Source organism: Algoriphagus boseongensis (genome assembly GCF_004362805.1).
Lineage (GTDB): Bacteria > Bacteroidota > Bacteroidia > Cytophagales > Cyclobacteriaceae > Algoriphagus > Algoriphagus boseongensis.
Map to the genome: position 1 here is coordinate 601,336 of NZ_SNYF01000006.1, position 14,023 is coordinate 615,358.

At 41.8% G+C, this 14,023-nt stretch carries 14 protein-coding genes; 8 read left to right on the forward strand and 6 right to left on the reverse strand.

All coding sequences use genetic code 11. From position 1 onward, the window contains the following. The first annotated feature begins 2 nt into the window (after window positions 1–2). On the forward strand, window positions 3–2,492 hold the full coding sequence (locus DFQ04_RS10245; RefSeq protein WP_133555461.1) for an FtsK/SpoIIIE family DNA translocase: 2,490 nt from the start codon (window positions 3–5) through the stop codon (window positions 2,490–2,492). Between the two features lie 33 nt (window positions 2,493–2,525). Continuing rightward, entirely contained in the window at window positions 2,526–3,179 is a 654-nt protein-coding gene (locus DFQ04_RS10250) for a LolA family protein (protein ID WP_133555463.1), read from the forward strand. A 21-nt stretch (window positions 3,180–3,200) separates the two neighbouring features. On the opposite strand, the gene DFQ04_RS10255 is transcribed toward DFQ04_RS10250, so the two are convergent. Together DFQ04_RS10255 and DFQ04_RS10260 are read right to left on the reverse strand one after the other, a co-directional pair. After that, window positions 3,201–3,749: a CvpA family protein gene (locus tag DFQ04_RS10255; protein WP_166637302.1), complete on the reverse strand. Its 549-nt coding sequence runs from the start codon at window positions 3,747–3,749 to the stop codon at window positions 3,201–3,203. A 1-nt stretch (window position 3,750) separates the two neighbouring features. After that, a complete protein-coding gene (locus tag DFQ04_RS10260; protein ID WP_133555467.1) occupies window positions 3,751–4,203 on the reverse strand; it encodes a GatB/YqeY domain-containing protein in 453 nt (150 codons plus the stop codon). Window positions 4,204–4,265: 62 nt separating this feature from the next. On the opposite strand from DFQ04_RS10260, the gene DFQ04_RS10265 reads away from it, so the two are divergent. Continuing rightward, window positions 4,266–4,982 (forward strand): pyridoxine 5'-phosphate synthase, encoded by a 717-nt coding sequence (locus DFQ04_RS10265; protein ID WP_133555469.1) that lies wholly within the window; start codon window positions 4,266–4,268, stop codon window positions 4,980–4,982. A gap of 123 nt (window positions 4,983–5,105) precedes the next feature. Beyond that, window positions 5,106–5,864 carry an alpha/beta fold hydrolase gene (locus DFQ04_RS10270; RefSeq protein ID WP_133555471.1) on the forward strand — a complete coding sequence of 253 codons (759 nt, stop codon included), beginning with the start codon at window positions 5,106–5,108 and terminating at the stop codon, window positions 5,862–5,864. A gap of 27 nt (window positions 5,865–5,891) precedes the next feature. Here DFQ04_RS10270 and DFQ04_RS10275 read toward each other — a convergent pair whose 3' ends face one another. From DFQ04_RS10275 to DFQ04_RS10285, 3 genes are read right to left on the reverse strand one after another with little or no spacing between them, the layout of a single operon-like run. Further along, the gene (locus tag DFQ04_RS10275) at window positions 5,892–7,034 is read right to left on the reverse strand and encodes a cysteine desulfurase family protein (RefSeq protein ID WP_133555473.1); all 1,143 of its coding nucleotides are present in this window, start codon (window positions 7,032–7,034) and stop codon (window positions 5,892–5,894) included. Between the two features lie 34 nt (window positions 7,035–7,068). Then, complete coding sequence (glmM, locus tag DFQ04_RS10280) at window positions 7,069–8,463, reverse strand: phosphoglucosamine mutase (RefSeq protein WP_133555475.1); 1,395 nt, start codon at window positions 8,461–8,463, stop codon at window positions 7,069–7,071. 49 nt (window positions 8,464–8,512) lie between these two features. Further along, window positions 8,513–8,743 carry a hypothetical protein gene (locus DFQ04_RS10285; RefSeq protein ID WP_133555477.1) on the reverse strand — a complete coding sequence of 77 codons (231 nt, stop codon included), beginning with the start codon at window positions 8,741–8,743 and terminating at the stop codon, window positions 8,513–8,515. Between the two features lie 72 nt (window positions 8,744–8,815). Here DFQ04_RS10285 and mazG point away from each other — a divergent pair, with 72 nt between their 5' ends. The 4 genes from mazG (at window position 8,816) to fumC (ending at window position 12,136) form a co-directional block, all read left to right on the forward strand. Further along, window positions 8,816–9,616 carry a nucleoside triphosphate pyrophosphohydrolase gene (mazG, locus tag DFQ04_RS10290; RefSeq protein ID WP_133555479.1) on the forward strand — a complete coding sequence of 267 codons (801 nt, stop codon included), beginning with the start codon at window positions 8,816–8,818 and terminating at the stop codon, window positions 9,614–9,616. Window positions 9,617–9,784: 168 nt separating this feature from the next. After that, window positions 9,785–10,165 (forward strand): RidA family protein, encoded by a 381-nt coding sequence (locus DFQ04_RS10295; RefSeq protein ID WP_133555481.1) that lies wholly within the window; start codon window positions 9,785–9,787, stop codon window positions 10,163–10,165. A gap of 3 nt (window positions 10,166–10,168) precedes the next feature. Further along, on the forward strand, window positions 10,169–10,660 hold the full coding sequence (locus DFQ04_RS10300; protein WP_133555483.1) for a hypothetical protein: 492 nt from the start codon (window positions 10,169–10,171) through the stop codon (window positions 10,658–10,660). Window positions 10,661–10,735: 75 nt separating this feature from the next. Next, entirely contained in the window at window positions 10,736–12,136 is a 1,401-nt protein-coding gene (fumC, locus tag DFQ04_RS10305; RefSeq protein ID WP_133555485.1) for a class II fumarate hydratase, read from the forward strand. Between the two features lie 55 nt (window positions 12,137–12,191). Here the strand turns inward: fumC and DFQ04_RS10310 are convergent, their stop codons facing one another. Next, complete coding sequence (locus DFQ04_RS10310; protein WP_133555487.1) at window positions 12,192–13,964, reverse strand: patatin-like phospholipase family protein; 1,773 nt, start codon at window positions 13,962–13,964, stop codon at window positions 12,192–12,194. Between the last annotated feature and the right edge of the window lie 59 nt (window positions 13,965–14,023).

Here is a 14,023-nt window from a genome sequence, read left to right on the forward strand (position 1 = left end):
AAATGGCATCAGCTACACCGAAAACCAACACCTTTCGAAAGAAATCCGAGAATAGCCCTAAAAGCTCGTCTAAGTCAAAAGGGACTTCTTTTTCTTTTGAAAACGTAAAGTTCAAACAGCTTTCATTGGTTTTGGGAATTACCATGATCTCGGTAAGCATCTTTTTATTGATTGCTTTTGCCTCCTATTTGTTGAATGGTCCTGAAGATCAAAGTTTGGTTTTCAATAATCCAGATCAGGCAGTTCGAGATGCAGCAAGAGAATCACAGAATTGGCTGGGATATTTAGGAGCACAGGCTTCTCATTGGTTGATCTATCGTTGGTTTGGTATAGCGGCCTTTTTTATTCCTCCATTTTTATTTCTAGTAGGTTTCCGTTGGACTTTTAAGTTCTCTCCTATTTCCCTGATGAGATATTCAGTTTTCGCTTTGTTTTCTACAGCGTGGATTGGCTTATTGACAGGGTACATTGTCATTTTGGTGGAGGGGTATTCCTATTGGAGTTTTATTTCCGGAGGCTTAGGATATGAATTGGCGAAACTTTCCTCCGACTTCTTGGGGATGGGAACCTTCATATTGATTGCTGGAGCCTTCTTGATTTTTGTAGTACTCTTTTTTGGAGTAGATCAATTGAATTGGTTTTCCTCTAAAGAGAATGAAGACGAAGGCGATGAACCTTCACTTTCTTCGGATAAAACAAAGGCACCAAATCCTTTCCTAACAGATGAAGAACTCGAGGAAGAAATGGAAGAAGAGGATATCGCTGATGATGGAAGTTCTTGGGAAATAAAGAATCTGGAAAGGGAGGAAGAACAAATCGAAACTTTTGTCGAGGAGCCTGAGGAAGAAGATGAACTCGATCTTTTTGATGTTCCTCAAGTGAATCTTTTAGAAGAAGGGGCAGCCAAGCAGGAAATCCGCTCAGGAAACTTTACTGTACAAAAAGCTCCTGAGGTAGAAAAAACTGCCGCTGAAGTCGAAAATCTTGACCCGTATGATCCTACCTTGGATTTGCCAAGATACCAGTATCCTACCTTGGATCTGCTCAATGAGTATGATGTAAAAAAGGTTACGGTATCTCGTCAGGAGTTGGAGGAGAACAAGGATAAAATCGTTACTACACTTGAAAATTTCCAGATTGGAATTCAGGGAATTCAGGCTACGATTGGACCAACTGTTACCTTATATGAGATTGTTCCAAATCCGGGTGTAAAGATCTCCAAGATCAAAAATTTGGAAGACGATATCGCCTTGAGCTTGGCTGCTTTGGGAATTCGAATTATTGCCCCGATTCCTGGAAAAGGAACTATCGGTATTGAGGTTCCAAATAAGAACAGAGAATTGGTTCCTGCTCGGGCTGTGATTGGAACGGAAAAGTTCATGAAGTCTGACAAGGACCTGCCAATAGCCTTGGGCAAAACTATTTCCAATGAGGTTTTTGTGGCTGATTTGGCCAAGATGCCTCACTTGCTGATGGCCGGTGCTACCGGGCAGGGTAAGTCTGTCGGGCTAAATATGATTCTGGCCTCCTTGATATACAAAAAACATCCTTCTCAGCTCAAATTTGTCTTGGTTGATCCTAAAAAGGTCGAATTAACCCTTTTCAATAAAATTGAGAGACACTTTTTAGCTAAGCTTCCAGGGTCCGAAGAGGCGATTATCACCGATACCAAAAAGGTAATTTATACCCTAAACTCCCTTTGTATTGAGATGGATAACCGATACAATCTCCTCAAAGATGCCGGTTGTAGAAACCTCAAAGAGTACAATGCGAAGTTTATCGCAAGAAAGCTGAACCCTGAAAAAGGGCATCACTTTATGCCGTATATCGTCCTCGTTATTGACGAGTTGGCGGATTTGATGATGACGGCGGGGAAGGAAATTGAAGGGCCTATTGCGAGATTGGCCCAGTTGGCAAGAGCGATTGGAATTCACCTGGTAGTAGCTACTCAGAGACCATCCGTTAACGTGATCACAGGTATCATTAAGGCTAATTTCCCAGCACGACTTTCTTTCCGGGTAACTTCGAAAATAGACTCCAGAACAATTTTGGATGCCGGTGGCGCAGACCAATTGATAGGCATGGGAGATATGCTTCTTTCTGTGGGATCAGAAATGACACGAATCCAGTGTGCTTTCCTAGATACGCCTGAAGTAGATTCTATCTGTGATTGGATTGGAGAGCAGAAAGGATATTCTTCGGCTTATATGCTTCCAGAATTTGAGGGAGAAGACGGGGATGGTTCAGCTTCTGATGTAGACCTTTCGGACCGTGATCCACTTTTTGATGAAGCCGCTAGATTGATTGTTTTGCACCAGCAAGGAAGTACCTCTTTGATTCAGAGAAAACTGAAACTTGGCTACAACAGAGCCGGAAGAATTGTTGATCAATTGGAGGCTGCAGGCATCGTAGGGCCTTTTGAAGGCTCAAAAGCCCGAGAAGTGCTCATCCAAGATGAAGGTAGTTTGGAACGGTTATTGAATAGTTTGTAATCGCTGTTTTTTCCAAGCAGTTGCCCTTGATTCATGAGATTAGTACTTTCCTTATTCCTCCTTTTTTTTATTGGATTAGCCCCGCTTAAACTTCAAGCTCAAAAAGACCCAAAGGCCAAAACGGTTTTGGATGCGATGAGTCAAAAGTATCAAAGCATGAATGGCTTTACTGCTGGCTTTGACTACACCTATGCAGATGGAGCTGGAACTGGAGATCGCCAAACTGGCGAGCTAGCCGTGAAAGGGGAAAAATATAGACTCAAACTTCCTGATCAGGAAATTTACAATGATGGGAAGACGGTTTGGACTTTTATCCAGACAGAAACTTACAAAGAAGTTACCATCAACGATGTCTCTCAAATGGAAGGTGAATTGACTCCTTCCAATATTTACAAAATGTATCAAAGCGGCTTCAATTATCGACTTTTGGCTGATAAGTCTTACCAAGGGAAAACAGTCAATGTCGTGGAGTTGATTGCCCAAAAGACTGATGCTCCATTCAAGCAAGTCAAATTGATGGTGGATAAAACCTCCAAAGATTTATTGGGTTGGGAAATGTTTGATGGGCAAGGAGGAGTATTTACCTATACCTTCAAAAACCTTAAAGCTGCTCCAAATCTACCGGTGGACTATTTTGTTTTTGATCCCAAAAAATATCCAGGAATTGAGGTTATTGACCTTAGATAATCATGTCAATTTTCTGAATTTTTAGACCTTCTCGGCCTCTTTTCTAAAGTCATTTACAATTTCCTCAATGGTTTTTTCCAGTTCCTTGATTTTTGGAACTACGGGCTCAAGTACCCAAATCACTCCTGGAGCCAAGGGCTCAATATATTGAAGAAACTCGCTGTCTTTTCTCCACTCTCGGGGCATCTTTAAATCAAACTGGAAGGAGAGCCAAATAAAAAGGCTGATAAAAAATCCGGTTTTCACGATTCCCAAAATCGCCCCGGCTATACTGTCCAATCCTCCTAAAAGGATCATATCCATTACTTGTTTTAACACCCAACCTGCAGTATTGACTAGGATTAGGGTGATCAAAAAAACTATCAAAAACGCTATGATAGGGAAAGCGAAGGTCAAATCATCCAATCTTTCAGCAAGCCATTTACTCACTGGATCCATGAAATACACTCCTAAAATTATGGCCAAAATAAAACCTATGAGACCTACAATGCCCATCAACAGGCCTTTCTTGTAGCCCTCATAGGCTCCTAATACAATCAAAATCAGTATGACAATATCTACTGCTGCCAACTTAAGAATTCAATAGGGTTTTCACCTTGTCTGCAATAGCTTTTCCATCAGCTTTTCCCGCTAATTGCTTGCTTGCAACTCCCATTACTTTTCCCATGTCCTTGGCGCTTACTGCTCCCGTGACATTTATAATTTCCTGAATGGCCAAGGTTAGTTCCTCATCGGTCATGGCTTTTGGCAAAAACTCCTGTATAACCGCCAATTCAGCTTGCTCCACTTCCAAAAGGTCTGCTCTTCCCTGATTTTCGTAAATTTCAGCGGAGTCTTTTCTTTGCTTGGCTGCCTTGGTCAAGAGTTTCATTTCCTCATCAGCGCTCAGAGAGCCCGAATATCCCTCTTTGGTTTCTTCCAAAAGAATCAAAGATTTGATTGCCCGCAAGGCAGTCAATCTCACCTTGTCTTTAGCGATCATTGCTGATTTAATTTCACTTTCTACTTTCTGCTTTAAACTCATTAGTCCTAAGTTTGTGTTACATCAAAAATACTGGGTAAAAATACCCTTTTTTCCTACCTGATATGACAAAACTGAGTGTAAATATCAATAAGATCGCCACTTTGAGGAATGCCAGAGGGGCAAATAATCCGAATGTAGTCCAGGTGGCATTGGACTGCGAGCGATTTGGAGCAGAAGGGATTACGGTCCACCCGAGGCCTGACGAGCGCCACATTCGCTACCAAGATTGTCTGGATTTGGCAAAGGTTGTAACTACCGAATTCAATATTGAAGGCTATCCCGATCAGCGATTCATGCAGTTGATTCGGGAAGTTAAGCCAGCTCAGGCGACCCTGGTACCTGATCCTCCTGATGCGATTACTTCGAATACAGGTTGGGATACGATCGCTCATCAAAGCATGCTGAAAGATATTGTTGCCGAACTGAAGGAAATCGGTACCCGAGTTTCCATTTTTATCAATCCCGAGGCAAAATATTTCGAACCGGCAAAATTAACTGGGACTGACCGAGTCGAGCTTTACACTGAGCCCTATGCCTCTAATTACCATCAAAACCGAGAGCTAGCAGTAAGACCTTATGTCGAGGTTTCAAAAATAGCCCGAGAATTAGGCTTGGGTCTCAACGCCGGTCATGATTTGGATCTGCATAATTTAGCCTTCTTGAAAAAGAGCATTCCTTGGCTGGAAGAAGTCTCCATTGGCCATGCCCTGATCTGTGATGCACTGTACTTTGGACTGGAAAATACGATCCAAATGTATCGAAGGCAGTTGGAGGAGTAAGTAATTTTAAAATTGAAAAATTTTAAGATTTGAAAATTTAATAAGTGATAAGGATTCGTTGTGGATAAGGCCTTTTTGCTAAAAAGAGCCTCGTAAATCGTAATTCGTACATCGTAAATCAAGATGAAATTAAACTTCAAAAAACTCGGCTCAGGAAAGCCTTTCGTGATTTTACATGGTCTTTTTGGATCTGCTGATAACTGGTTTTCTATCGCCCGGGAATTAGAAAAAACCTATACGCTCTATCTGGTAGACCAAAGAAATCATGGGGATTCCCCGCACTCAGACCAATGGAATTATCAGGTCATGGTGGAGGATTTGAAAGAGCTATTGGATGATGAAGGCTTGGAAAAGGTCTTTTTGATGGGGCATTCCATGGGGGGAAAGACGGTGATGAATTTTGCCTGCACTTATCCTGAGCGGGTGGAAAAATTAATCGTAGCCGATATTGCTCCTCGCTATTATCCTGTCCACCATGAGACAATCTTGGAAGGGTTAAATTCTATCCAGTTGAAAGAAATCAAAAGTCGAAAGGAAGCAGATGATCAATTGGCTAAATACATTCCAGATTTGGGTACTAGGCAGTTTTTATTGAAAAGTTTGGCAAGAAATGCGGATGGCTTTGTCTGGAAAGTCAATCTTCCGGTGATCACAGCAAACATTGAAGAGGTTGGTCAAGAATTGGCTGATTGGGCAAAGTATTTAGGGCCAACCCTGTTTTTAGGTGGAGGAAATTCCAAGTATATCCAACAGAAAGATATTGAGGATATTGCTTCCCATTTCCCAAATTACAACTTAGAGTTTGTTCCAAATGCAGGGCATTGGCTTCACGCTGAGCAGCCCGAAGCTGTAATTGAAGAAGTTCGAAACTTTCTGAAATAAAAAAGGAGCTTAAGAGCTCCCTTCTTTTTATACTTCTACTGTATAGAGTTCTTTCAATTTGCCGATGGTATAGTCTACATCCTCCAGCGTGTTAAACCTGCTGAAGGAAAATCTTACTGAATCTCTTTCAGGATTATGATTCAAGGCTCTTAAAACATGGGAACCAACAGTGGCTCCTGAGCTGCATGCTGAACCTCCTGAAGCTGAAATTCCCTCCAGATCCAGGTTGAAAAGTAACATCCCTCTGTTGGCTTCAGAGGGAGGAAGGCTCACATTCAAAACGGTGTAAAGACTCTTGTCCAAATCAGCTGAAAGTCCATTGAATTCAACCCCAGGAATCTCGGCGGTTAATTTTTCAATGAAATGTTTTTTCACCTTCTCCACTTGAGCTTTATGCCCTGCCATATCTTCATAGGCTAATTCCAAAGCCTTTGCAATTCCGATAATTCCGATCACATTTTCAGTACCTCCGCGCATATTTCTCTCCTGTGCACCCCCATGGATGAAAGGGTGGATTTTCTTGTCTTTTCTCACATAAAGAAAACCAGATCCTTTTGGGCCATGAAATTTATGTCCTCCCGCAACGATGGCATCCACGGGAAGATTTTTTAAATCATGGGCATAATGTCCCATGGTTTGAACGGTATCAGAATGGAAGAATGCCCCATATTCACGGGCAAGTTCTCCTATTTTTTCCAGATCGTTCAGGTTTCCGATTTCGTTGTTGGCATGCATCAAGGACACCAAGCTATTCGGATTCGCCTTAAGTAATTCTTCCAGTTGGCCTAAATCAATTTCACCTTTGGAATTTACATCTAGAAGGCTAAGCTTGATTTGACCCTTTTTTTCCAATACTTCCAAGGTATGGAGCACTGCATGATGCTCAATTGGAGAGCTGATGGCATGGGTAATTCCATGAGTTTCTACCCCACAGACTAAGGCTGTGTTATCCGCCTCTGTACCTCCTGAAGTGAAGAAAATTTCAGCAGGTGTGGCATTGAGCAATTCCGCTACTTTCTTTCTTGATTTCTCAATTGCATTTCTTACTTCCCTGCCATGGCTATGGACAGAGGATGGATTGCCAAAATGAGACTTCATAAAAGGAAGCATGGCCTCGATCACGCGATCGTCCATGGCTGTGGTAGCGGCATTGTCAAAATAAACTTTCATTCTATTTGGGTTGGGTAAGTGCTGGGGTATTGGGTTAAATCAAAGAGGAACTCACCACCTCTTTGATGTCCAAAATAATCTTTTTGGCCAAATGTTCCGCAGTGGCTTCAGAATCAGATTCTGAATAGATTCTGATAATCGGCTCCGTATTTGATTTTCTTAAATGCACCCATTCTTTTTCGAACTCGATTTTTACTCCATCGATATCGTTGATTGGATGCTTTTTGTATTTCTCTTTGATCTCCAATAAAATCTTATCCACGTCGATTTCCGGGGTAAGCTCAATCTTGTTTTTGGAGATGTAGTAATTCGGATAGGATGCCCGAAGCATGGAAATTGACTTTCCGAATTTTGCCAAATGGGTCAAAAACAAGCCGATTCCAACCAATGCATCTCTACCATAATGGGAAGTTGGATAGATGATTCCTCCGTTTCCTTCTCCTCCGATCACTGCATTTACAGCTTTCATTTGGTTGACTACATTGACTTCTCCAACTGCAGCTGCCGTGTAGGTACCGCCTCTTTTGAGAGTGACGTCTTTTAGCGCTCGGGTGGAGGAAAGATTGGAAACTGTATTTCCAGGGGTTTTGGAAAGCACATAGTCAGCTACTGCTACCAAAGTATATTCTTCCCCAAACATGGATCCGTCTTCATTGACAAAGGCCAAGCGATCTACATCCGGATCCACTACAATTCCCAAATCAAAATTTCCTTTTTCCAATTTCTTGGAGATTTCTCTTAGGTTTTCTGGAAGAGGTTCTGGATTGTGGGGAAAATGTCCATCTGGAGTGCAGTACATTTTTTCGATGGTCTCTACACCCAATGCTTCCAAAAGTTTTGGTACCGCAATGCCTCCAGTAGAATTTACAGCGTCTACAACGATTTTGAAATTTCGCTTTTTGATAGCTTCAACATCTACCAATTCCAATTCCAAAACATGCTGGATATGTCGGTCAATGTAATCATCGATCTGAGTGTATTTACCAAGTTTTTTTACTTCAGCAAAGTTGAAGTCCTCCTTTTCGGCTTTTTCCAAAATGGATTTTCCTTCCTCGTCTGAAATAAATTCACCGATGGAATTGAGCAATTTCAGCGCGTTCCATTGGATAGGATTATGGCTGGCAGTAAGGATAATTCCCCCTCCAGCATTTTCTTTTGGAACTGCAAATTCAACAGTTGGGGTAGTGCTAAGACCAAGGTCGAACACATGAATTCCCATTCCCTGAAGTGTAGCAGAAACCAGTCTGGAGATCATATCTCCAGAAATTCTCGCATCTCGGCCAATCACCACTTTGGGATTTCCTGTTTTTTCGATTACCCATGCCCCATAGGCAGAGGTGAATTTTACCACATCGATTGGAGTAAGACCTTCACCGGATTTTCCTCCGATAGTTCCTCTAATACCTGAAATAGATTTAATGAGCGCCACGTACAGTTGGTTTAATGAACTTCTGAAAAAGAAAAAATAAGAACAGGGATTATTTGAATTTAGCTAGGACTTTATCCACTTCATTGTCTGGATTGCCACAGGCGGTGTTGCCATCCATGGTTTTTCCACAGTAGCCGCATGTAGCTCCCTCTTTGTTTAAGAAAGGGCTTTGGGAGGCACAAGTGCCTTTGAATTCACCGTTTTTCAAGAAAATGAGCCTCACGGACATCAAAACGAAGAACAATGCCACAAAACCCACGGTTATCAATACAGTTGTCATAACGGATAAATTTGCGCAAATTTAAAGCTTTACTTCGAAAACGTCCACACCTTCTCCTTAGTTTCCCAAGACATGTCTAATTTGAGTACCCGTGCCGAGCAATTGGCTGCCTTCGATCGACTGTTGACCATTATGGATGAACTCAGGGCTCAGTGCCCCTGGGATAAAAAGCAAACCACAGAGAGCCTCAGGCATTTAACGATTGAAGAGACCTTTGAGCTTTCAGATGCGATTTTGGAAGGAAATCCAGAGGAAATCAAAAAAGAGTTGGGAGATATTCTTTTGCATATTGTTTTCTATGCAAAAATCGGATCCGAGGAAGGAAACTTCGATATAACTACCCTTACCAATGCGCTTTGTGAAAAACTGATTCGTCGCCATCCGCATATTTATGGTGACGTGCAGGCCAATGATGCAGACACAGTAAGCCAAAATTGGGAGAAAATTAAATTGAAGGAAAAAGGAAATGTTTCCGTTTTGGGAGGAGTTCCGAAGTCTTTGCCAGCCTTGATCAAAGCGATGCGAATTCAGGAAAAAGCTCGAGGGGTTGGTTTCGATTGGGAAGAGAAACATCAGGTTTGGGAAAAAGTGGAGGAGGAAATGCAAGAATTCAAGGAAGAATTCAATGCAGCCGATGAGAAAGAAATTGATAAAGAAAAAGCCACGGCTGAGTTTGGAGATTTGCTTTTTTCCCTGATCAACTATGCGAGATTCATTTATATCAATCCTGAGGAGGCGCTGGAGAGAACGAATTTGAAATTTATCAAGCGCTTTCAATACCTGGAAAACGCCGCCAAAACTGCCGGGAAAAATCTCAGTGAGATGACCCTGGCAGAAATGGATGTGTATTGGAATGAAGCGAAGAAGCAGTAGGCAGATTTTAGTAGGCAGTAAGCAGTGGGCAGATAGCAATCGGCGCCTTTTATTCGAAATTGCAAGATTGAAAAATTGTAAAATTCATTATACTAATAACCTTTTAAGAAAGTAGGTTTAGATGCTTCTAATTAGCTCGTAAATCGTAATTCCCAAATCGTAACTTCTATGTCAAATAAAATCATTTTCACTACCGAAGCGCCTGCGCCGATTGGCCCATATTCCCAAGCGGTTTTAGCAGGAAATACACTTTATGTTTCTGGCCAAATTGCCCTAGATCCGGATTCTGGTGAATTGATTAATGAAAATATCACCGAGGAAACTCATGCTGTCATGAAAAATATGGAAGCCATTCTCCGGGCAGCTGGGTATGGATTCTCGGATATTGTCAAATGCACCATTTTTATCCGGGACATGGGGCAATTCGGGACTATCAACGAAGCCTATGGACAATATTTTAAATCAAACCCTCCGGCAAGAGAAACAGTTGAAGTAAGCAAGCTTCCCAAAAACGTGAATGTTGAAATTTCCTGTATTGCAGTAAAATAAACGTTGAATCTACTCCCTTATCATACCGAGACTTTAGTCAGTGTACTTTCCAAAAAGGAAGTTCTGGGGCATCTTATGCGGGTGACTAGGGAGGTGAATTTCATGGATACCCGAACCCAAGGCGGTCCAGAAATCAAATTCAATGGAATGATCGGTCAGGAAGGATTTCGAATTTCCAGAAGTATTCGAAGAGGGGAAACTTTTCTTCCACTGATGAGGGGAAAAGTGGAATCTACGCCAAGAGGCTCAATCATTTTTCTCACCTATCAATTATTCCCCGGAGCGATTTTCTTTTTGAGCTTTTGGAGTATTGTCCTGCTGGGATTTACTGCCTTCTATTTTGCAGGGGTAAAAAACTACACCTATGGAAGTATTTGCCTCATTTTAGGTGGACTCAATTATCTCCTAGGGATCTTTTTCTTTCAAAGACAAGTCAAGCTTTCCAGGGAAGTTTTCCATGAATTAATCAATTTTCAGTTGAAGGATAAGGATTAAGTTCCGCCGGCTTAGGCTTAAAAGGCTTTAGGTCTTAACTTTGCGCCCGAAAAACCAAACCCATATACCAATACCATGTCAATCCGTATCGAAAAAGACACCATGGGACCAGTGGAGGTTCCTGCAGACAAATACTGGGGAGCTCAGACTCAGCGCTCTATCAACAATTTCAAAATCGGAGGGGAGAAAAACCGCATGCCGATTGAAATTATCCGTGCTTTCGCTATCCTGAAAAAAGCAGCTGCCCAAACCAATGCAGAATTGGGCGTGATGTCTCAAGAAAAGGCTGACATCATTGGAAAAGTTTGCGATGAGATTTTGGAAGGAAAACTGGACGACCAGTTTCCTTTGGTGATTTGGCAGACAGGTTCAGGGACTCAGTCCAATATGAATACCAACGAGGTGATTGCTTATCGCGCTCACGTTTTGATGGGAGGTTCTTTGGAAGATGCCAAGAAAATGATCCACCCTAACGATGACGTCAACAAGTCTCAGTCCTCAAATGACACTTACCCAACGGCAATGCACATTGCTGCTTATAAAATGGTAGTGGAAACGACCATTCCGGGAGTTCAGAAGTTGAGAGATACCTTGGCTGCAAAAGCTGAGGCTTTTAAGAACGTAGTTAAAATCGGCCGTACTCACTTTATGGATGCCACTCCATTGACTTTGGGGCAAGAGTTTAGCGGATATGTAGCCCAGTTGGATCATGGATTAAGAGCTTTGAAAAATACCTTAGCGCACCTTTCTGAATTAGCCTTGGGAGGAACTGCTGTTGGAACTGGCTTGAATACTCCTCAGGGATATTCTGAGTTGGTTGCGAAGAAAATTGCTGAGCTTTCAGGACATCCTTTTGTCACTGCTCCAAATAAATTTGAAGCTTTGGCAGCGCATGATGGGATGGTTGAGTCTCACGGGGCTTTGAAGCAATTGGCAGTTTCCTTGATGAAAATCGCCAATGATATTCGAATGCTTTCCTCTGGGCCTAGATCTGGAATTGGTGAAATTTTGATTCCTGAAAATGAGCCAGGATCATCCATTATGCCAGGGAAAGTGAATCCAACACAGGTGGAAGCTATGACTATGGTTGCTGCTCAAGTGATGGGTAATGATGTTGCGATTACTATTGGTGGATCAAACGGTCACTTTGAACTGAACGTGTTCAAGCCTTTGATCGCGGCTAATTTCCTTCAGTCTGCAAGATTGATCGGTGACGCTTGCGTTTCTTTCAATGATAATTGTGCGATTGGAATCGAGCCAAATACTCCAATGATTCAAAGACATTTGGAGAATTCCTTGATGCTAGTGACTGCTTTGAATACCCATATCGGCTATGAAAATGCGGCTGCTATCGCTAAAAAAGCTCATAAAGAAGGGACTAGCCTAAGAGAAGCGGCAATTGCTTTGGGCTTGTTGACTTCAGAGCAATTTGACGAATGGGTGAAGCCAGAAGATATGATCGGAAGCTTGAAATAAATTTTCTTTTCCTAATTAAAGAGGCTGCAAATCGAATTTGCAGTCTCTTTTTTTATCATTTCTCCCAAAATCGCTCCTCTTTTGGAAGTTGTTCCAGGTATTCGTTGGTCTGGTCATAGCCTTTTTTAAGTATTTCCTTCCACTTGCTTTCATCCAAAAGGCCGACTCCTTTCAGGTTGAGTTCGAAATAATGCGAAACTTTGGATTTGGTGACTTCCTGTTTTTGATGACTGTTTAGCATCAGGGAATTGATGATCAAAGAACCCACGTTTGGAAGCTTGTATTTGCTTTTTCTTGAAAATTTGTCCCAAAAAATACTCCAATTGCTTGGAGTACTTTCAAATTCAACCTTTCGGTCAATCAATCCAGAAAGTGAAACGGCTATGATTTTGGAAATCGGATATCGATACATGGGTTCAATAGGCAAATTGTCCATCACCGCACCGTCTACATGTAGGTACTGATCAATAACCACCGGAGGAAAAACTCCAGGTATTGCCATACTCGCCATTACCTGCTGCCAGATTGGACCTCTATCATGAATTTTCGCAGAAGCACGGGAATAGTTTGTAGAGACACAATAAGAATTTACCCAGATGTCTTCGAGACCAAATTCTTTGAAGAGGTTTTTCACAAACTTTTTGACCTTTTTCCCAGATAGAAATGAAATCAGGGGTAAAGAAATATCATTTGAAGTAAGTTTAGATTCTACAGCATGCTGGGTGATTACCTCGATTTTTTCAAAGTCAAAATCTGAAAAACTCATGGTGATTCCATAAATCGCGCCTGCACTGGTTCCTCCAAGAAAGTCGATTTCAATTCCTTTTTCCTGAAGCGCCTTGACCACCCCCAAATGGGCATATCCTTTGGCACCTCCTCCTCCGAGTACCAAGCCAGTTGCATTATTGGTGATGATTCTGCAAAATCTCCGAATATCTCCCGAATTACCCTGTCTTACGTGAATATGAAGATTGATGGTTCTGTTTTCCAGCCATTTGGAAGTTTCCTTTGGCATTGAAGCCTCTTTTTCATGAAGGAAAAGAAGGTAGATTTTTTTGTTTAAGATACTTTGGGAATACAGATCCAAATCTTTTTCTATCTGGTATAAGGCTGGATTTCCCTTAAAATCGGTAGCCAGAATCACCAAATCAGCATAGACCAGGCATTGATGGGACCAGTTGGGGTTGGTTTCACTGCATATAAGAATATTCACCCCCGCATAACTTTCCAAGGAATCAAAAAACTCATGATCGCTGAGGGCTTCCTGTGATTCATGATCAAAAACCTGGACAGGGATTCCATTTTCTTTAAAATAGGCCTCCATGTCAATCGTCCAAGGGGACAAATCATGGTCTGCTTGTAAATTTATCAGGGCTATATTTTTTGGAGGGGAGGATTGGTTCTGCTGAAAGGTATTTCTCCTCAACCTATTGATTACAAATCGGGTCATGGAATTTGCCAACTTGGGATTTCGAGCTACCAGTTGGAAGTATTCCTGCTGATCAAATTCTAGAACGGCTGACTTTCGAATGGCTAAGACCGATGCCATCCTTGGTTCTCCGGTAAACAAAGCAAATTCCCCTACAGGCTCTCCTTCTCCAATATCCCCAAGAATTCTCACTCCATTTCCATCCTCTTTAATTGCTCGAAGTCTTCCAGAAAGGACTATATACAAGCAACTCTCAGAATCCCCTTGGTGGAAAAGATACTCCCCGGTATTAAACTCTTTTTTGGTTCCTGAGGAAATAATCTGCTCGAGGAGGTCGTCGTTTAGTTCACCAAAAAGCTTATGAAAAAGTTGGTGATACTTGTTTTTAAGGCTATTCATGGGGCTGGGTTATTTGGGTTTTCTATTCTTTTCTAGGATTTTATATTAGAAAAGGGGTA